The sequence below is a fragment of the Terrabacter aerolatus genome (genome assembly GCF_007991735.1).
GTDB lineage: Bacteria > Actinomycetota > Actinomycetes > Actinomycetales > Dermatophilaceae > Terrabacter > Terrabacter aerolatus.
Window position 1 is genome coordinate 237,920 of record NZ_BJYX01000002.1, and the last position, 19,116, is coordinate 257,035.

Genomic DNA, 19,116 nt, shown 5'->3' on the forward strand with positions numbered 1-19,116 from the left:
CTCGGGCGTCGGGTCGGACCCACGCGCCGGAGCGGATAGCCTTGCCCGGTGTTTGCATCCCTGTCTGACCGCCTGACCGCGACGTTCAAGAACCTCCGCGGCAAGGGCCGGCTCACGGAGTCCGACGTCAACGCGACGATCCGCGACATCCGCCTGGCCCTGCTCGACGCCGACGTCGCGCTGCCCGTCGTCAAGCGCTTCACCGGCTCGGTGCGCGAGCGTGCCCTCGGTGCCGAGGTCAGCCAGGCGCTCAACCCGGCCCAGCAGGTCGTCAAGATCGTGCAGGAGGAGCTCGTCGGGATCCTCGGCGGGCAGACCCGCACCATCCGCTTCGCCAAGCAGCCGCCGACCGTCATCATGCTCGCGGGCCTGCAGGGCTCGGGCAAGACGACCTTCGCCGGCAAGCTCGGCAAGTGGCTCAAGGACCAGGGTCACACCCCGCTCCTCGTGGCCGCCGACCTCCAGCGCCCCAACGCCGTCACGCAGCTCGAGGTCGTCGGCGAGCGCGCCGGCATCCCGGTCTTCGCGCCCGAGCGCGGCAACATGGGCGGCCACGACGCCGTGCTCGACTCCGGCGAGGGCACCCGGTCGTTCGGTGACCCCGTCTCGGTGTCGCGCCTGGGCATCGAGCAGGCCCGCGCCAGGCAGTACGACGTCGTCATCGTCGACACCGCCGGCCGGCTCGCCGTCGACGCCAACCTCATGCAGCAGGCCGGCGACATCCGCGCGGCCATCGCGCCCGACGAGGTGCTCTTCGTCCTCGACGCGATGATCGGCCAGGCCGCCGTCGAGACCGCCCAGGCCTTCCACGAGGGCGTCGCCTTCACCGGTGTCGTGCTCTCGAAGCTCGACGGCGACGCCCGCGGTGGTGCCGCCCTCTCGGTCGCCGAGCTCACCGGCGAGCCGATCATGTTCGCCTCGACGGGTGAGAAGGTCACCGACTTCGAGGTCTTCCACCCCGACCGCATGGCGAGCCGCATCCTCGACATGGGTGACGTGCTGACGCTCATCGAGCAGGCCGAGAAGGCGTTCGACAAGCGCCAGGCCGACGAGATGGCGCGCAAGTTCCTCGCGGAGGAGGACTTCACCTTCGAGGACTTCCTCCAGCAGATGAACGCCATCAAGAAGATGGGCTCGCTCAAGTCGATGCTCAAGATGATGCCGGGCATGCAGGGGATGCGCGACCAGCTCGACGCCTTCGACGACCGCGAGTTCGACCGCGTCGAGGCGATGGTCCGCTCGATGACGCCGTTCGAGCGCACGCACCCCAAGCAGATCAACGGCTCGCGCCGGGCCCGCATCGCCAAGGGCTCCGGCGTCACGGTCACCGAGGTCAACCAGCTGCTCGAGCGCTTCGGCCAGGCCCAGAAGATGATGAAGTCGATGGCCCGCGGTGGTGGCGGCGGTCTGCCGGGCATGCCCGGCATCCCCGGGGCCGGCAAGCGCGGCAAGCAGCAGCCGCAGCGCAAGAAGAGCAAGAGTGGCAACCCCGCCAAGCGTGCCGCCGAGGAGCGGGCCGCCGCGGAGAAGGCCGCCTCGGGCCGTGCCGCGTCGGCCGCGAGCGCGTTCGGTGCTCCGGGCCCCGACTCCGACGGTGCGGGGCAGGACGCCGACCCGCTGGCCGGTTTCGACCCGTCGAGCCTGCCCAAGGGTTTCGAGAAGTTCCTCGGCGGTCGCTGACCCGGAACGGTCCGCAGGTCGGGCACGGCGTCCTCGGACGGGCGTCGCTCGGAGGTTAGGGTCGGTGCCATGAGTGCACCGGTGCTCCACGTCCGCGGTCGGGTGCTCGTCGGGCCCGACGAGGTCGTCGACGAGCTGTGGGTCGTCGGTGGCCGGATCTCCTTCACGCCACCGGCCGACCGCAGCGACGTGCAGACGCTGGAGGGCTGGGTGCTCCCCGGCCTCGTCGACGCCCACTGCCACGTCGGGCTGGGTCCGCACGGCGCCGTCCCGCGCGAGGAGGCCGAGCAGCAGGCGGTCACCGACCGGGACCGGGGCACCCTCCTCATCCGCGACGCGGGCCAGCCGGGTGACACGCGCTGGGTCGACGAGCGCGAGGACCTGCCGAAGATCATCCGCGCCGGCCGCCACATCGCCCGGACCCGGCGCTACATCCGCAACTACGCGCACGAGGTCGAGGAGGAGGAGCTGGCCCGCCACGTCCGCCTCGAGGCCCACCGGGGCGACGGCTGGGTCAAGCTCGTCGGCGACTGGATCGACCGCGACGTGGGCGACCTGGCCCCGAGCTGGTCGCGCCAGGCCGTCGCCGACGCGATCGCCGCAGCCCACGAGGAGGGCGTGCGCGTCACCGCCCACTGCTTCGGCGAGGAGTCCCTGCGCGACCTCGCCGCCGCCGGCATCGACTGCATCGAGCACGCGACCGGCCTGCAGGAGGACTCCATCGACACCTTCGCGGCCCAGGGCATCGCCATCGTGCCGACCCTGGTCAACATCGCTCAGTTCCCGGACCTCGCGGCGCCGGCGAAGGAGAAGTTCCCCGACTACCACCGCCACATGCTCGACCTGCACGAGCGGCGCTACGCCACGGTCGGCGCGGCGCACGAGGCCGGCGTGCCGATCTACGTCGGCACCGACGCCGGCGGCAGCCTCCCGCACGGGCTCGTCGCGCAGGAGATGGTCGAGCTGACCAAGGCAGGACTGAGCGGCACGGAGGTCGTCTCCGCCGCCACGTGGGGGGCTCGCGACTGGCTCGGCCGCCCCGGTCTGGCCGAGGGCGAGGACGCCGACCTCGTCGTCTACGCGTCCGACCCTCGCGCCGACGTCACCGTCGTCGCCGACCCGCTCGGTGTCGTCCTGCGAGGCCGCGTTGTCCGCTGAGCACCCGTCGGAGCCGGCCGCCGACGACCCGCCGTTCACGGCGACGGGGGAGCGCGTCGAGGTACGCCCGCCCTCGACGGCCGACATCGGGGCGTACACCGCCGCCGTCACCCTCTCGCAGCGGAGACTCTCCGACTTCGCCATGCCCGACCCGCACAACCTGCCGGTCGTCCTCGACAACCAGTCGGCGACGTACCGCACCTTCATGGTCCACGCGCTCGACCCCGAGGGCTCGCACGGGCTCGTCGGTCGCATCAACGTCGCCAACGTCGTCGGCGGGTCCTTCCGCAGCGCGAGCGTCGGCTACGACTCCTACGACCCGTATGCCGGCCGCGGCCTCTTCTCCGAGGGACTGCGGCTCACGCTCGACCTCGTCTTCGCCGACCCGCCCCAGGGCATGGGGCTGCACCGGGTCGAGGCGAACATCCAGCCGGCCAACCACCGTTCGGCCGGGCTCGTGCGCTCGCTGGGTTTCGTCCACGAGGGCTTCTCCCGCGACTTCCTGCACCTGCCGGGCATCGACGGACGCCGTGACTGGCGCGACCACGAGCGGTTCACCATGCTCTCGAGCGACTGGCCCGCCGTGCCCTACCGCCCGCTCGGACATCGCCGGATCGCCTGTGTCGTCATCGGTTCCGGCGGGGCGGACCACGGCTACGGCGGCACGAGCCTCGCCGCCGCCCTGGCCGCCGAGCTCGGCATCCCACTCTTCTCCTCGACCGTCGTCGACAGCACTGCCGCGCTCTTCGAGCTGCTCCGCTGCTCGCCGGTCGGGGGAGTCCTCGAGTGCCGCCTGCCCGCTCCCGAGCTGCGCATGGGTCTCGCCCGGGCCGGCTACGAGCCGTCGGGCGTGCCGGTCCTCGACCACGCCGTCGACGTGGCGCGACCGGAGGTCGTGAGGCACGCGCTCGCGGTCCGCGCCGCCCACGCCTGACGAGGCGGACGGCATACGCCCCCCGACGTCCTCACGAGGGCGTGTCCGGAGCACCCCCTCGCGTCTGGCAGAATGGAGGGCTGTACCCGTCCGGCCCCCTCTCGGCTGGACCGGACGCCTACACACCGAGCGTCGGCACCCCGGCTGAACCCAGTCGGTCTCGCCGCGCTCACTACTGGTTGAGGAGACCGCCACCATGGCAGTCAAGATCCGTCTGAAGCGCATGGGCAAGATCCGTGCACCGTTCTACCGCGTCGTCGTCATGGACTCGCGCACCAAGCGCGACGGCCGTGCGATCGAGGAGATCGGCAAGTACCACCCCACCGAGCAGCCGTCGCTCATCGACATCGACATCGAGCGCGCGCACTACTGGCTGGGCCAGGGCGCGCAGCCGACCGAGGCCGTGGCCGCGCTCATCAAGATCGTCGACGAGGGCAAGCTCCAGACCAAGGAGCCGAAGACCCCGAAGAAGGACCTCTACGAGGCCGCGATCGCCGCTGCCGGTGGCAAGAACGACTCCGGCACCGAGGGCTCGACCCCGCGCAAGAAGGCCGCGAAGAAGGCCGAGCCCAAGGCCGAGGCCAAGGCTGACGACAAGGCCGGCGACAAGGCTGACGAGAAGGCCGAGGCTGCTGCCGACGAGTCCGCGAAGGCCGAGGCCTGAGCATGCTCGAGGAGGCGCTCGAGCACCTCGTCAAGGGCATCGTCGACCACGACGAGGACGTCGTCGTGCGCCGCAAGGAGCTGCGTCGCGGTGAGCTGCTCGAGGTCCGGGTCCACCCCGACGACCTCGGCCGTGTCATCGGCCGCTCCGGCCGGACGGCGAGCGCGCTGCGCACCGTCGTGGGCGCCCTCGCGGGCAACAACAACGTGCGCGTCGACATCGTCGACACCGACCGCGCACGCTGAGCGCCGACGACTCCACCCGAGTCACCGAGAGGGGCGTCCCGGATCTTCCGGGGCGCCCCTCTCGTCGTGCCCGACACCACCTCCCGGCCCGTTGGTCTCCGGTGCGCGCGAGAACTGAGAGGATTCGGCCCATGAACGTCGTCCTGGCCCGCATCGGCAAACCCCACGGCCTGCAGGGAGAGGTGACGGTCCAGCTGCACACGGACGACCCCGAGACGCGGTTCGCCGTTGGTACCGTCATCGCGACCGAGGCCGAGGCGGGGTCCGGGGTGCCGGTCACGCTCACGGTCGCCTCGACGCGCGTGCACCGCGGCATCTGGCTGCTCACCTTCGAGGAGATCCCCGACCGCACCGGGGCCGAGGGCCTGCGGGGCACCCGGCTCGTCCTGCCCGAGTCCGATCCCCAGGCCGAGGACGAGGCCTACTACGAGGAGGACCTCGTCGGGCTCGAGGTCCGCGACCCGAACGGCGAGACGGTCGGCACCGTGAGCGGCCTCGAGATCGGTCCGGCCCAGGACCGCCTCGTCGTCACGCTCACCGACGGGGTCACCGCCTACGTCCCCTTCGTCAAGCGCATCGTGCCCGTCGTCGCCGACGACCACGTCGTCGTCGACCCGCCGGCCGGACTCTTCGACCTCTACCGCGAGGGCACCGAGTGATGGGCGCCGAGCCGCAGGCGCCGGCCATGCGCGTCGACGTCGTCACGATCTTCCCCGACTACCTCGCACCGCTCGACCTGTCGCTCATCGGCAAGGCACGCGAGGACGGGCTGCTCGACGTCCGGGTGCACGACCTGCGCGACTTCACCCACGACCGGCACCGCACGGTCGACGACACGCCCTACGGCGGCGGGGCGGGCATGGTCATGAAGCCGCAGCCGTGGTCGGAGGCGCTCGACCACGTCCTCGCGCAGGACAACCCGTCTGGGGCGAAGCCGCGTCTCGTCGTCCCGGGTCCCGGCGGCCAGCCGTTCACGCAGGCACTCGCGCGCGAGCTGGCCCGGGAGCCGTGGCTCGCCTTCGCGTGCGGGCGCTACGAGGGCATCGACGAGCGCGTCTACGACCACGCCCGCGAGGACCTCGGCCTCGAGGTCTCCGTCGTCAGCCTGGGCGACTACGTGCTCAACGGCGGCGAGGTGGCCGTGCTCGCCATGGTCGAGGCCGTCGGTCGTCTCGTGCCCGGCGTCATCGGCAACGCCGAGTCGCTCGTCGAGGAGTCCCACGAGGACGGGCTGCTCGAGTACCCCATCTACACCAAGCCGAGCTCGTGGAACGGCCGCGAGGTGCCCCCGGTCCTGCTCTCCGGCAACCACGGCGCCATCGCCGAGTGGCGCCACGCGCAGCGGCTGGCCCGCACGGCGGCCCGCCGGCCGGACCTGCTCCACGCCTCGCACGCGACCGACGGCCGCGACGTCGAGATCAGCGCGGCGACGGCGGGCGACGTGCCCGAGCTCGCCGTGCTGACGCGCGCCTGCTGGGTGCAGGAGGCCCTCGCCAACGACACCCTCGACATCCCCGCGCTGCACGAGAGCCTCGAGGACGTCAGGGCCGCGATCGACACGACGCAGACCTGGCTCGCCCGCAGCGGCGGGCGCCTCGTCGGTGCCGTACGCACCTCGCCGGGGTCCTCCGACACCGACTGGTTCATCGGTCGCCTCTGCGTCGTGCCCGACCTGCAGGGTCGTGGGCTCGGCCGACACCTGCTCGAGCACGCCGAGGGGACCGCGCCGGGCGGCATCCGCACGTTCACCCTGGTGACCGGCGCACGCAGCGCCGACAACCTGCGGATGTACAAGAAGGCGGGCTACCGCGTCGCGGAGGCCGCGGCCCCGATCCCCGGCGCGGTCACGCTCGTCAAGCGCCGCCGCTGAGACGGCTCACGACACGAGGGCGGTGCCGAGGTCGACCGGCAGCAGGAGGCGACGGCGGATCAGGGCGGCCTGCACCCCGGCGGTGATCGACTGGGTGGCCATGATCGCGAAGAGCACGAGCACCTGCGCCGTCGCGGCCTGGACGGCGCTCCCGCCGCCGAGCATGACGCCGATGAAGGCGCCCGGGAGCGTGACGATGCCCGAGGTCCGCACCTGGTCCAGGCTGGGGACGATGCCCTCGGGCACGCGTCGGGCGATGATCTCGTCGATCGCCTGGCTGGAGGTGAGTCCGAGCGAGAGGGCGGCCTCGTACTGCCCGTGCTCCTCGCGCAGGGCCGCGAACGTGCGGCGCCCCACGAGCGTGTGCACGGTCATGGTGTTGCCGATGACGATGCCCGCGACCGGGATGACCGCGATCCCCGTGAGTGGCACCGACCCCGTCGCCAGCACGACCGCGACCACCGGGACGATGCCGCACGCCATCGCCGCGGCCGCCCACGGCCAGGTGCCCGGGGCGCCGACCCGCTTGGACGTCGTCGCCACGGCCGTCGCGAACATCGCGGTCACCGCGACGAACGACCACCAGAGCGACCCGACCACCGCGGTGATGACGAGGGCGACGAGCGAGAGCTGCACGACGGCGCGAGCGCCTGCGACGGCCGACTGCCGGCCCAGGCCGATGCCGCTGACGCGGTTGGCGACCACCGTCACGAGGAGGAGGATGGCGAGACAGAGGTACACGGGCCAGCCGGGGGAGACGCTCACGGGCCCACGCTAGGGCACGGCCGGCCTGCGCCCGTCCCACCGATTTCTGGTATGCCGTGTGCTCTGGCAGACTTGCTCCTTGCGTCCGGCACACGACGGCCCCTGCCACAGGGGGAGTCGGGTCACCACCCCGCACGACCCAGCAGCACCGGTGACTCGACGCGGCCCGACGGACGCGTCCACATCTTGTGACGAGGTGGCCTGTGGCACCCAGGAAAGCGAAGCATCATGCACACGTTTGACGACATCAACGCTGCGTCGCTGCGCTCGGACGTTCCCGAGTTCCGCGCCGGCGACACCCTCAAGGTCCACGTCAAGGTCATCGAGGGCACGCGCTCGCGTGTCCAGGTGTTCCAGGGCATCGTCATCCGTCGCCACGGCGGCGGCATCGGCGAGACCTTCACCGTCCGCAAGATCTCCTTCGGTGTCGGCGTCGAGCGCACCTTCCCGGTGCACACGCCCGTCATCGACAAGATCGAGGTCGTGACCCGCGGTGACGTCCGTCGCGCCAAGCTCTACTACCTGCGTGGCCTGCGCGGCAAGGCTGCCAAGATCCGCGAGAAGCGCGACAGCATCCCGGCCAAGGCCGGCGCGAAGAGCTGACGACCTGCTGACGCAGCCGTCCGTCCAGTGACGCGAGGCGCGATGGGCCCCGAAGGGGACGCCCCGGAGACATCCGGGACGACCTCGACCTCGGGGTCCACCGCGCCTTCGTCGCGTCCGGGGGAGTCCGCGGCGACCGACACCCGTGCGGCAGGGCGCGGCGGGGCGTATGCCGCGGCCCGGCGTCACCGGTGGCTGCTCGGTCCCGCGCTGCTGCTGCTCGCGGTCGTCGTGGTGCGCGCCTTCCTCGTGACGCCGTTCGGCATCCCGAGCCAATCGATGGAGGACACGCTGCTCATCGGCGACCGCATCCTCGTGAGCCGGACCACCGCGCCGACGGACCTCCAGCGGGGCGACATCGTCGTCTTCGACGCCTCGCAGGCCTTCAACCTGCGCGTGCCCGAGCGGGGCGTCGTCCAGACGCTCGTCGAGGCCGTCGAGAGCCTGGCCGGCAAGGGCCAGCCCACCGACTACGTCAAGCGCGTCATCGGCGTGCCGGGCGACCACGTGCGGTGCTGCTCGGCCGACGGCCGGCTCGAGATCAACGGGGTCGCGGTGACCGAGCCGTACATCGCCCCGGGCCAGAAGCCGAGCAACCTCACCTTCGACGTGACGGTCCCACCCGACCGGTTCTGGGTCATGGGAGACAACCGGGGCTCGTCGTCGGACTCGCGTGCGCACCTCGGGGATCCGGGTGGCGGCATGGTGCCGGGGGACGACATGATCGGCAAGGTTTGGGTGCGATACTGGCCGCTCGATCGGCTCGGACCGGTCGACCAAGGACAAATTGCCTCCGTCCCACGAAATGGTGAGTGATGTCGCAGTACACCGGACGCCCCGAAGACCCGACGCGCGGGCGCACTGCTGACGACACCGACGAGCTGGACGACGACCTCGACGACGACTACGACGACGAGCCCCGCAGCTTCGGCGCGGCGGTCCTGGCCGGCATCAAGGAGCTCGTCATCGTCGTCGTGCTCGCCATGGCGCTCTCGTTCGTCGTCAAGACGTGGCTCTTCCAGGCCTTCTACATCCCGTCCGGCTCGATGGAGAACACCCTCGTCAAGGACGACCGCGTCATCGTCAGCAAGCTGACGCCGGGCCCGTTCGACCTCAAGCGCGGCGACGTCGTCGTCTTCGAGGACCCGGGCGTGCCCAGCCCCTGGCTCGGTGACCTGAGCGCCCAGCACAGCACGGTCGGCGGTCCCTTCCACGACGCGCTCGTCTTCGTCGGACTCCTCCCCGAGGACTCCGAGAACCACCTCATCAAGCGCGTCATCGGGCTGCCCGGCGATCACGTCCAGGCCGACGGCGACACGGGCAAGATCAAGGTCAACGGCGTCGAGATCACCGAGCCCTACGTCAAGCCGGGCGACTACCCCAGCGAGGGCAAGAAGTTCGACATCACCGTCCCGGCGGGCCGCATCTGGGTCATGGGTGACCACCGCAGCGACTCGTCCGACAGCCGCTGGCACGACGACGGCACCGGCGCCACCGGCTCCGTCCCGATGGACAAGATCGTCGGCCGGGCCCTGTTCGTCGTGTGGCCCATCGACCACGTGACGTGGCTCGGCGTCCCCGAGCGCACCTTCTCCCAGGTTCCGACGGCCACGACGCCGTCGACGTCGCCGACGAAGAAGGCCACGGTCAACCCCGGCCAGGGCAGCAAGCCGAGCGCGTCGACGACGAAGGCCGGCTGATCGGCAGCCCCCGCACCATGGCACGTCCCGCACCCTCCACGAAACCCTCGCTCCGGGTCGAGCGCGCCCTGCAGCGCTCCGGGCACCGACTGCTCGCCGGCATGGACGAGGTCGGTCGCGGCGCCCTCGCAGGCCCCGTCAGCGTCGGTGTCGTCGTCATCGACGAGACGGTGCGGTCGGCGCCGATCGGGGTCAAGGACTCGAAGCTGCTGACCGAGAAGGCCCGCACCGTGCTCCTGCCCCGCATCCAGCGCTGGGCCGTGGCCCACGCCGTCGGCCATGCGAGCGCCGACGAGATCGACGAGATCGGCATCATGAGGGCGCTGCGCCTGGCCGGCACGCGGGCCCTCGGCGCGCTCGGTGTCGTGCCCGACCTCGTCATCCTCGACGGCAACCACGACTGGCTCACCGACCCCGGCGAGGTCGGTCTCCTCGCCTTCGCCGGCGAGGGTGCAGGGCCGTGCACGCCCCCGGTCACGACGATGATCAAGGCCGACATGAAGTGTTCGTCGGTCGCCGCGGCCAGCGTGCTGGCGAAGGTGGAGCGCGACGCCATGATGGTGGCGCTCTCGGCCGAGCACCCGGCATACGCCTGGTCGCTCAACAAGGGCTACTCGGCGCCCGAGCACATGGATGCCCTCGCGCGCCTCGGGCCGTGCGAGCTGCACCGGCGGTCGTGGCGACTGCCCGGGGTCCACGTGGACGGGCCGGTCGGGGTGTTGAATGAGGGGACGGAGAACCTCGCTCCGGTGCCCACGACGGCAGAGCAGACAGGGACGGCGATCAGGTGAGTTCGGAAGATCTCGAGAAGTACGAGACCGAGATGGAGCTCCAGCTCTACAAGGAGTACCGCGACGTCGTCGGCCTCTTCACCCATGTCGTCGAGACCGAGCGCCGCTTCTACCTCGCCAACTCCGTCGACGTGAAGGTGCGCAGCGACGGGGGTGAGGTCTTCTTCGACGTCACCATGGCCGACGCCTGGGTGTGGGACATCTACCGTCCGGCGCGCTTCGTCAAGAACGTGCGCGTCGTGACGTTCAAGGACGTCAACGTCGAGGAGCTGCCCAAGCCCGACATCAAGCTCCCGGAGAGCGGCGACTTCAGCTGACGCCGGGCTCCGCGTCCGGCTCGTCCACACCCCCTCACCGGTCACGTATGCCGTCCACAGCCTGCCCCTGGGCGGTGTCCTCGCTGGGGTGGCGCCGCGAGGGTGGTCGTCATGGACCTCTCCACCCGTGCCCTCGGCGACTACGGTGAACGCCTCGCGTGCCGCTACCTGCTCGCGCAGGGGCTGACGATCCTCGACCGCAACTGGCGGTGCGCCCGCGGCGAGATCGACGTCGTCGCCGTCGAGGGCGGCGAGCTCGTCGTCTGCGAGGTCAAGACCCGCACGAGCGAGGCCTACGGCGCCCCGTTCGAGGCGGTGACGTGGCGCAAGCAGCGACGCCTGCGACGTCTGGCCGGCCTGTGGCGCGACGACCACGACGCCCTCGCGCGAGGTCTCGCGCTGCGCATCGACGTCATCTCCATCCTGAGGCCGCCGGCAGGACGGGCGAGCCTCGAGCACCTGAGGGCGGTGTGCTGATGGCCCTCGGACGCACGCGCTCGGTCGGGCTGCGCGGGGTGCACGGTTTCGTCGTCGACGTCGAGGCGCACGTGACCCAGGGTCTGCCCGGCTTCGCCATCAGCGGCCTGGGTGACTCGGCGGTGAAGCAGTCGTCGGACCGCATCCGGGCCGCGGCCGCCCTCATCGAGAAGATGCCGGTGAGCCAGCGGCGGGTCACCGTCAACCTGTCGCCGGCGGGGGAGCGCAAGGTGGGCACCGGCTTCGACCTCGGCATCTTCATCGCCGTCGCGGCGGCGATGGACCTCGTGCAGGTGGGCGTCGTCCGCGACGTCGTGCACATCGGCGAGGTGGGCCTCGACGGGACGGTCCGTCCGGTGCCGGGTGTGCTCCCGCTCGTGCGCGCCGCCTCGCTGGTCGGGGTGCGTCACGTCGTCGTCCCGGTCGCCAACGCCGGCGAGGCCCGCCTCGTCTCGGGGGTGCACGTGCACCCCGTCGCCGACGTCACCGAGCTCGTCCGCCGCTACGGCGCGCTCGGCAAGGGGCACGGGGTCGAGGAGGTTCCGGTGCCCCTCGTCGCCGCCGCACCACCGGAGCCGGTGCGCGACCTCAGCGAGGTCATGGGGCAGGCCGACGCGAAGCTCGCCCTCGAGATCGCGGCGGCCGGCGGGCACCACCTGCTGTTCGCCGGGCCGCCCGGAGCCGGCAAGACGATGCTGGCCGAGCGGCTGCCGGGCCTGCTGCCGGCTCTCGGCGAGGCCGAGTCGATGGAGGTCACGGCCATCCACTCGGTGCTCGGGACGCTCGGCTCCGGCCACGAGGCGCGCCTCATCTCCCGTCCTCCGTTCGTGGCGCCCCACCACGGGGCGTCGCAGGCTGCGGTCATCGGCGGCGGCAGCGGCCACATCCGCCCCGGCGCCATCACCCAGGCCCACCACGGCGTCCTCTTCCTCGACGAGACCCCGGAGTTCGACAAGGGCGTGCTGCAGTCGCTGCGCACGCCGCTCGAGCGCGGATCGGTCTCGATCGCGCGGGCACAGGAGACCGTCACCTTCCCGTCGCGCTTCCAGCTCGTCCTGGCGGCCAACCCGTGCCCGTGCGGCCACGGCTGGGGCAAGGGTCTCGACTGCACCTGCACACCGCTCATGCGCCGCTCCTACTTCGGCAAGCTCAGCGGCCCGTTGCTCGACCGCGTCGACCTCCAGGTGCACGTGCAGCCCCCCGGGCTGTCGATGGCCGGAGCGCCGGCAGGGGAGTCCACCGCCTCAGTCGCGGAGCGGGTCGCCGCCGCGCGCACGGCGCAGGGGCAGCGGTGGCGCGAGGTGCTGGGGCGCCGCGGGGTCAACGCGGACGTTCCCGGCTCGGTCCTGCGCGGTCGTCCGTGGCGGCTGCCCACTTCCGCGACGACGACCCTCGACCGGGCCCTCGAGCGAGGCGCGCTGAGCTTGCGCGGCTACGACCGCACGCTGCGGTGCGCATGGACCATCGCCGACGTCCTGGGCCTGCAGCGCCCGGGCCTCGAGCAGGTCGACCTTGCCCTGTCCCTCCGCCACCGGGCGGGGGTCGCCGCGTGATCCCCGAGGGCCGGGACCGGCCGAGGGTCCACGACGTGCCTCCGAAAGAGCTCACCACGGAAGGCCTTGCCGCGAAGGACCTCCCCACGGACGACAGGACGGAGACCGGCGATGGATGCTGACCGGTTCGCCCGGGCGGCGCTGTCCCGCGTCGCAGAGCCGTGCGACAGGGAGGTCCCGGGCCTCGTCGCCGAGCTGGGTGCCGTCGAGACGCTCGAGCGCATCCGGGCCGGTCGCGGCACGCTGGCGCGCTTCGCGGCGCGGCTGGCGGTGCTCGACACCGAGCGCGACCTCGACATCGCGGCCAAGGTCGGCGCACGGGTCGTCGTGCCCGACGACGACGAGTGGCCCGAGCGGCTCGGCCAGGTGCCGGTCCCGCCCTACTGCCTCTGGGTGCGCGGGCCGCTCGACCTCGCGGAGACCGTCGAGCGGTCCGTCGCCGTCGTCGGCTCACGGACGGCGACCGCCTACGGCGAGCAGGTCGCCGCCGACCTCGCCGCGGGCCTCTGCCAGCGGGGCTGGGCCGTCGTGTCCGGTGCGGCCTTCGGCATCGACGGGAGCGCCCACCGCGGCGCGCTGGCGGTCGACGGGGCCACGGTCGCGGTGCTGGCGGGCGGGGTCGAACGCCCCTACCCGTCGGGGCACGCCGCGCTCCTGTCGCGGATCGCGAGGGACGGGCTCGTGGTCTCGGAGGTGGCGCCGGGGTCGGCCCCGATGAAGTCCCGGTTCCTGGCCCGCAACCGGCTCATCGCCGGGATGACGCGGGGCACGGTCGTCGTCGAGGCGGACCTCCGGTCGGGCTCGCGCAACACCGTCAAGCACGCGATCGAGGCCGGCCGGCACGTCGGTGCGGTGCCGGGTCCGGTCACGTCGATGACCTCGTCCGGCTGCCACCAGGAGATCCGTGACCAGAGGGCGGTGCTCGTCACCAGCGCCGAGGAGGTGATCGACCTCGTCGGCGACCTCGGCGACGACGCCCACGAACCCGGACGGGGACCGGTGCTGCCCGGCGACGACCTGTCCCCGTTCGACGCGGCGGTCCTCGAGGTCGTGCCGTTCCGCTCCGGGCTCACCCTGGACGCGGTCGTCCGGCAGGTGGCCCAGGCGCCCCTCACCGTCCGAGCGGCACTCGGACGTCTCGAGCGGCTCGGCCTCGTGGGCGAGTCCGCCGGGACGTGGCGCAAGCGACCCCAGCGGTCCCGGCTGCCACTCGGCTGAGGCGGTGCGGCGCGGCACTTGCCAGCGGCCGACGGGTTTGCGATGGTGCGGGAGTGACGGATGTGGTGAACGCGGACGCCGACGTGCTCGAGAGGCACGCCGAGATGCTCCATGCGTACGCCCGTCACCTCGGGGCCGAGCGCGGGCGCTCGGTGCATACTCGGCGTGCCTACCTCGGCGACGTCCGCCACCTGCTCGCCTTCGCCGCCGGTCGTGGCATCGAGGAGATCGGCGACCTGCGCATCGGTGACCTCCGGGCCTGGCTCGGCAGCCAGGCGGACGTCGGCGCCGCGCGCGCGACCCTCGCCCGCCGCGCCGCCTCGGCCCGGACGTTCCTGCGCTGGGCCGAGCACACGGGACGGATCACCTCGGACCCGTCGCTGCGCCTCGTGGCACCCAAACGTCACGCGACCCTCCCCGGCGTCCTGCGCCAGGGGGAGGCGAGCGAGATGCTCGACCTCGCGGCCGTACGCGCCGACGACGCGGACCCGATCCACGTCCGCGACCGCGCCGTGCTCGAGCTGCTCTATGCCAGTGGCATCCGCGTCGGCGAGCTGGCGGCGCTGGACATCGACGACGTGGACCTGGCCCAGGGTGTCGTGCGGGTCATGGGCAAGGGCGCCAAGGAGCGGATCGTCCCCTTCGGGGCGCCGGCCGGGCGCGCCATCGAGGGCTGGCTGGCGGTCCGGTCCCGCCTCGTCGGCGAGCACTCGGGGCCGGCAATGTTCCTCGGGCGACGAGGCCGGCGCGTCGACGCGCGCCAGGTGCGGTCCGCCGTGCACGAGCTGCTCTCGCACCTGCCCGACGCCCCCGACCTCGGACCGCACGGACTGCGTCACAGCGCCGCCACCCACCTGCTCGAAGGGGGAGCGGACCTGCGCATGGTGCAGGAGATCCTCGGTCATGCCAGCCTGGCGACGACCCAGATCTACACCCATGTGTCCGTCGACCGCCTGAGGCGCAGCTACGAACAGGCTCACCCCCGGGCCTGACGGCACCCGCAGGCGAGTGGGGTCAGGTCAGGGGAGTGGGAGCAGGATGACGCGGGCCCGGCCCACGAACGACAGCGGGTCGAGGTAGGTCTCGCCCCTGAGCACTCCCCAGTGGAGGCAGGTCCTCGGGGCGCAGTGCCCGGCGGTGCCGGTGATCTCGCCGACCCGGCCTCCACGCGGCACCGTCGTGCCCACGACGGGAGCGCCACCCACGGGCTCGAAGGTGCTCCGCAGTCCGTCGTCGTGGCTCACGACGACGACACCGCGTCCGGCGATGACGCCCGACCACGAGACGCGCCCGTCGGTCGGCGCGAGGACGGGTTGCCCGACCGACCCGGCGAGGTCCACGCCGCGATGACCCGGCAACCAGGGCTGGTCGGGCTGGTCGAAGCGCCGGACCACCTGCGGCCCCGGGTCCAGCGGCCAGGCCCAGCGACCTGCCGTCGCTGATGCGGTGACCTGGTGGGCACCGCCGACGGCCGGTGTGGGCGGAGCGGTGGAAACGGCGCCGGCGCCCGTCACCGACACGGCGGCGAGCACGGCACCCAGCAGGGTCGAGCCGAAGGACATGGCCCCATGGTCGTTCCCGTCCGGACCTGACCGGATCGTGCGACCGGCCGCCTGTGGAGGGTGCGCGCTGCGGGGCGAGGGTGTGGACGACGGGCGGCCAGCACGTGTGGCCGGGACGGGCGGGCACGGGCCGCTCGAGGCGTGGGGTTGCGATCGTCGTCAGGGGGTGGCGGAGGACCGTGCGCCGGTGCCTGCGCCGGCGAGGCGGCGGCTCGCCTCGAGCAGGACCTCATCCTTCTTGCAGAAGGCGAACCGCACCAGGGTGCGGGCCGCGTCCTGGTCGTCGTGGAAGACCGAGACCGGCACGCCGACCACCCCAGCGACCTCGGGCAGCCGTCGCGCGAACTCCAACCCGTCGACCGCGCCGAGGGGCGCCGCGTCGGCGATGACGAAGTACGTGCCCGACGGCCGGGCCACCCGCAGCCCCGACGCCTCGAGGGCGGAGCACAGCAGGTCACGCTTGGCCTGCAGCGAGTCGCGCAGACCGGCATACACCTCGTCGCCGAGACCGAGGGCCAGCGCGACCGCGGGCTGGAACGGACCGGACGCGGCGTAGGTGAGGAACTGCTTGACCGTGCGCGCCGCCGCGACGGCTTCGGCGGGACCGCTCAGCCAGCCGACCTTCCAGCCGGTGGCGGAGAACGTCTTGCCGCCCGAGCTGATCGTGATGGTCCGATCGGCCATCCCGGGCAGGGTCGCCATCGGCACGTGCTCGGCGTCGTCGAAGACGAGGTGCTCGTAGACCTCGTCGGTGACGACCCAGGCGTCGTGCTCGCGGGCCAGGTCGGCGACGAGCTCGAGCTCGGCACGCGAGAAGACCTTGCCCGTCGGGTTGTGGGGCGTGTTGAGCAGCACGAGCCGGGTGCGCGAGGAGAAGGCCGCCCGCAGCGACGCCTCGTCGACGGCGAAGTCGGGGAAACGCAGCACCGACGTGCGGCGGGTGGCGCCGGCGAGGGCGATCGTGGCGGCATACGAGTCGTAGTAGGGCTCGAAGGTGACGACCTCGTCACCGGGCTCGCACAGCGCGAGGACGACCGAGGCGATCGCCTCGGTCGCGCCGGCGGTGACGAGCACCTGCGTGGCCGGGTCGAGCGAGATGCCGTAGAAGCGCTGCTGGTGGGCCGCGACCGCCTCGAGCAGCTCCGGCACACCGGGACCCGGCGGGTACTGGTTGCGACCGCCGTCGATCGCGGCCCTGGCCGCCTCGAGCATCTCGCGCGGGCCGTCGGTGTCGGGGAAGCCCTGCCCGAGGTTGATCGCACCGGTGCGCGTCGCGAGCGCCGACATCTCGGCGAAGATCGTCGTCCCGAACGGTTGCATGCGCGAGATCAGCGGCGAGCTCATGGCCCGAGCGTAGCCGTGGCGCGATCCGGCGCCGGACGCGCGAGAGCCCCCGCCGGGGGCACGTCGGCGAGGGCTCCCACGACTCGCGACGTCTGTGGAGGGGTGTGTCGCGGGACGTACGTGGAGATCCCACCCGGTCAGGGGGTCCGTGTGGGATCTCCACCCACACCATCGCTCACGGACGCAAAGCGTTACGCACCGTCCGCGACGTGACGCGAGAGCACTCATCGGACAGCAGGGCGTATGCCGTGCCGCCGGCTCAGGAGGCGGCTGACGCGCCCAGCCCGCACCCGGTCACGCGGTAGAGCGTGTAGTTGCCGTCGGTGCGGACCGGCTCGACGCCGTCGACCTTGGCCAGGTCGGCGAGGCCGGAGGACCGCTCGGGCCGGTCGAGCCAGTAGACGTGCGTGGAGTCGATCGCCCACCGGATGTCGTGGCGGGCCATCGCCTCGCACACGTCCGGACGGTGGGCCATGTCGTTGAACCCGGTGCCGATGACGATCTCGTCGCCCGTCGTCGGGATGGGGATGGACCGGTAGAGGGTGTTCGTGCCGAAGAGCGGCCACATCAGGGGCGAGCCGTTCTCGGGCCGGCCGACGACGCCCTGGCCGGCGGGGATGAGCGCGGCGAGCCGGCGCAGCGAGTCCTGGCCGTCGAACGAGAGGATGACCCGCTCCGGCGCGCTCGGCCGGAAGAAGCCGCTCAGCATGCTGTTGCGGGTGCCCCCGTTGAGGCCCAGCGTCAGGAGCGGGAGCACGAGCACGGCGACGAGGCCGACGAGGACCGGACGCGACCCGAGGCCGGGCACCTTGCGCAGCAGCTCGCGCAGGGCGGGCGCGGCTGCCGCGACGAGGACGACACCGGGCACGGCGGCGAGCGAGGCGAGCCGGACCTTGTCGTTGTACCAGTAGCCGGTGACGAGCGAGGTCCACGACGCCGTCGAGGACGCCGCCATGACGTAGAGCAGGACGCAGGCCCCCCACATCGCCACGACCGGCAGCGCGGCCCGGACCCGAAGGGCGATCCACCCGATCCCGAGGGCGAGGAGCAGCATGAGGCCCCACAGCACGTCGGGGACCTGCAGCCGGCCGCCCACCACCTCGACGAGCGCGGTCCAGACCGACACCCGGTCCTTCCACTCGTAGGACTGGGTCGAGGCGAGCTGCGCGGAGACGATCGGGGCCGCGACCAGGCCCGCGACCCCGACGACCGCGACGACCGCGAGGTCGCGCACGACGACCCACCACGAGAGGTGGCCGAGCAGGCCGGCGCGGAGGCGGGCCGTCACGAACCACACGAGCGCGAAGACGACGAGCGCGACGAGGGCGTTGGGCTGGATGAGGGCGAGGCCCGGCATCGCGGCGACGAAGCCGAGCCACTGCCCGACCCGCTTCGAACGCGCGGCCTGGAGCATGAGGGCCAGCGCACCCGGGGTCAGGGCCGTCGCCATGAGGTTGGGCCACAGCACGCCCCACCCGAGGAGGATCGTCGGGAAGGCGATGAAGGCGGCGGAGGCGAAGCCTGCGGCATACGTCACGAGACGTGAGGTGCCGAGCGCGTGACGCACGAGCGCGACGCAGCCGAGGGGCCAGACCAGCGCCGCGAGGACGATGGTCGCGACGTTGGTGCCCGGGAGCACGTCGGCGACTCCCGGCAGCAGACCGGTCGCGACCCACGAGTGGAAGCCGTTGGGGTAGAACGTCGGGTTGGCGATCGAGAAGTTGCCGGTCTCGAGGAAGGTCTTGATGCGGCTCAGGTGGTAGACCGCGTCGGGGGAGTCGACGAGCTCGTCGGGTCGGCCCATCGCCGGGAGGATCGTCACGAGGGCGAGCACGGCACCGATGACGATGGCCACGACGGCGTCGGGGCGGGGGCGGCCGAGGAGCCGGCGGGCCGTGCCGAGCTCCGGGTCGTGCCGACCGAAGAGCCGCATCCCGACCCAGGCGAGGGCGGTCACGACCAGCGTGACGACGAGGAGCGGCCCGAGCCCCCAGCGCACGCCCACGCGCTGGGCCACGGTCGCGAAGACGGCGATGAGGCCGGCGGAGACGGCGGGAGAGACCGCGAGCGCCTCGAGGCCTCGCGCCCCCAGCGCCCGCACGACGAGCCAGCCGGGCAGGAACAGCACGACCGAGAGGACGACGAAGGCCGGGATCGTCTCCACCCAGTGCGCCATGCGGGCCATTCTGTCGGGTCGCCACGATTTCTCCACCACCCGGGTCAGGACGTACGATG

The 19,116-nt window shown here is 72.4% G+C and carries 20 protein-coding genes; 16 read left to right on the forward strand and 4 right to left on the reverse strand.

Annotated features, from left to right (window positions below):
- The first annotated feature begins 48 nt into the window (after positions 1 to 48).
- The 7 genes from ffh to trmD all read left to right on the forward strand — a co-directional run bounded on the left by ffh (position 49) and on the right by trmD (position 6,551).
- Entirely contained in the window at positions 49 to 1,680 is a 1,632-nt protein-coding gene (gene ffh / locus TAE01_RS03465; RefSeq protein ID WP_147063419.1) for a signal recognition particle protein, read from the forward strand.
- A 69-nt stretch (positions 1,681 to 1,749) separates the two neighbouring features.
- Positions 1,750 to 2,838 (forward strand): amidohydrolase family protein, encoded by a 1,089-nt coding sequence (locus tag TAE01_RS03470; RefSeq protein WP_147063421.1) that lies wholly within the window; start codon positions 1,750 to 1,752, stop codon positions 2,836 to 2,838.
- A complete protein-coding gene (locus tag TAE01_RS03475) occupies positions 2,828 to 3,772 on the forward strand; it encodes a GNAT family N-acetyltransferase (RefSeq protein ID WP_246111113.1) in 945 nt (314 codons plus the stop codon). Before TAE01_RS03470 ends, TAE01_RS03475 begins: the two co-directional genes overlap by 11 nt.
- 196 nt (positions 3,773 to 3,968) lie before the next feature.
- Positions 3,969 to 4,436 carry a 30S ribosomal protein S16 gene (gene rpsP / locus TAE01_RS03480; protein WP_147063425.1) on the forward strand — a complete coding sequence of 156 codons (468 nt, stop codon included), beginning with the start codon at positions 3,969 to 3,971 and terminating at the stop codon, positions 4,434 to 4,436.
- Between the two features lie 2 nt (positions 4,437 to 4,438).
- Entirely contained in the window at positions 4,439 to 4,681 is a 243-nt protein-coding gene (locus TAE01_RS03485; protein WP_030146663.1) for an RNA-binding protein, read from the forward strand.
- A 131-nt stretch (positions 4,682 to 4,812) separates the two neighbouring features.
- Entirely contained in the window at positions 4,813 to 5,340 is a 528-nt protein-coding gene (gene rimM, locus TAE01_RS03490; RefSeq protein WP_147063427.1) for a ribosome maturation factor RimM, read from the forward strand.
- Between the two features lie 26 nt (positions 5,341 to 5,366).
- On the forward strand, positions 5,367 to 6,551 hold the full coding sequence (gene trmD, locus TAE01_RS03495; protein WP_147063429.1) for a tRNA (guanosine(37)-N1)-methyltransferase TrmD: 1,185 nt from the start codon (positions 5,367 to 5,369) through the stop codon (positions 6,549 to 6,551).
- Positions 6,552 to 6,557: 6 nt separating this feature from the next.
- On the opposite strand, the gene TAE01_RS03500 is transcribed toward trmD, so the two are convergent.
- Positions 6,558 to 7,316 carry an ABC transporter permease gene (locus TAE01_RS03500; protein WP_147063431.1) on the reverse strand — a complete coding sequence of 253 codons (759 nt, stop codon included), beginning with the start codon at positions 7,314 to 7,316 and terminating at the stop codon, positions 6,558 to 6,560.
- A 228-nt stretch (positions 7,317 to 7,544) separates the two neighbouring features.
- Between TAE01_RS03500 and rplS the strand changes: the two genes are divergently transcribed.
- The 9 genes from rplS (at position 7,545) to TAE01_RS03545 (ending at position 14,967) form a co-directional block, all read left to right on the forward strand.
- The gene (gene rplS, locus TAE01_RS03505) at positions 7,545 to 7,919 is read left to right on the forward strand and encodes a 50S ribosomal protein L19 (RefSeq protein ID WP_147063433.1); all 375 of its coding nucleotides are present in this window, start codon (positions 7,545 to 7,547) and stop codon (positions 7,917 to 7,919) included.
- Positions 7,920 to 7,961: 42 nt separating this feature from the next.
- The gene (lepB, locus tag TAE01_RS03510; RefSeq protein ID WP_147063435.1) at positions 7,962 to 8,735 is read left to right on the forward strand and encodes a signal peptidase I; all 774 of its coding nucleotides are present in this window, start codon (positions 7,962 to 7,964) and stop codon (positions 8,733 to 8,735) included.
- Positions 8,735 to 9,619: a signal peptidase I gene (lepB, locus tag TAE01_RS03515; RefSeq protein ID WP_147063437.1), complete on the forward strand. Its 885-nt coding sequence runs from the start codon at positions 8,735 to 8,737 to the stop codon at positions 9,617 to 9,619. Before lepB (TAE01_RS03510) ends, lepB (TAE01_RS03515) begins: the two co-directional genes overlap by 1 nt.
- Positions 9,620 to 9,636: 17 nt before the next feature.
- On the forward strand, positions 9,637 to 10,410 hold the full coding sequence (rnhB, locus tag TAE01_RS03520) for a ribonuclease HII (protein WP_147063439.1): 774 nt from the start codon (positions 9,637 to 9,639) through the stop codon (positions 10,408 to 10,410).
- A complete protein-coding gene (locus TAE01_RS03525) occupies positions 10,407 to 10,727 on the forward strand; it encodes a DUF2469 domain-containing protein (protein ID WP_030146655.1) in 321 nt (106 codons plus the stop codon). The genes rnhB and TAE01_RS03525 overlap by 4 nt, the downstream gene beginning before the upstream one ends.
- Before the next feature lie 111 nt (positions 10,728 to 10,838).
- Positions 10,839 to 11,204, forward strand: coding sequence for a YraN family protein (locus TAE01_RS03530; protein WP_186815020.1), 366 nt, complete (start codon positions 10,839 to 10,841; stop codon positions 11,202 to 11,204).
- Positions 11,204 to 12,757, forward strand: a complete 1,554-nt coding sequence (locus tag TAE01_RS03535) for a YifB family Mg chelatase-like AAA ATPase (protein ID WP_186815021.1) — start codon at positions 11,204 to 11,206, stop codon at positions 12,755 to 12,757. The genes TAE01_RS03530 and TAE01_RS03535 overlap by 1 nt, the downstream gene beginning before the upstream one ends.
- Before the next feature lie 111 nt (positions 12,758 to 12,868).
- Positions 12,869 to 13,975, forward strand: coding sequence for a DNA-processing protein DprA (gene dprA, locus TAE01_RS03540; protein ID WP_147063444.1), 1,107 nt, complete (start codon positions 12,869 to 12,871; stop codon positions 13,973 to 13,975).
- 62 nt (positions 13,976 to 14,037) lie between these two features.
- Positions 14,038 to 14,967 (forward strand): tyrosine recombinase XerC, encoded by a 930-nt coding sequence (locus TAE01_RS03545; protein ID WP_147063622.1) that lies wholly within the window; start codon positions 14,038 to 14,040, stop codon positions 14,965 to 14,967.
- 27 nt (positions 14,968 to 14,994) lie between these two features.
- On the opposite strand, the gene TAE01_RS03550 is transcribed toward TAE01_RS03545, so the two are convergent.
- The 3 genes from TAE01_RS03550 to TAE01_RS03560 form a co-directional block, all read right to left on the reverse strand.
- The gene (locus tag TAE01_RS03550) at positions 14,995 to 15,537 is read right to left on the reverse strand and encodes a murein hydrolase activator EnvC family protein (RefSeq protein WP_147063446.1); all 543 of its coding nucleotides are present in this window, start codon (positions 15,535 to 15,537) and stop codon (positions 14,995 to 14,997) included.
- Between the two features lie 159 nt (positions 15,538 to 15,696).
- Positions 15,697 to 16,881, reverse strand: a complete 1,185-nt coding sequence (locus TAE01_RS03555) for a pyridoxal phosphate-dependent aminotransferase (protein ID WP_147063449.1) — start codon at positions 16,879 to 16,881, stop codon at positions 15,697 to 15,699.
- A gap of 259 nt (positions 16,882 to 17,140) precedes the next feature.
- On the reverse strand, positions 17,141 to 19,057 hold the full coding sequence (locus tag TAE01_RS03560; RefSeq protein WP_147063451.1) for a DUF6541 family protein: 1,917 nt from the start codon (positions 19,055 to 19,057) through the stop codon (positions 17,141 to 17,143).
- Positions 19,058 to 19,116 lie beyond the last annotated feature (59 nt).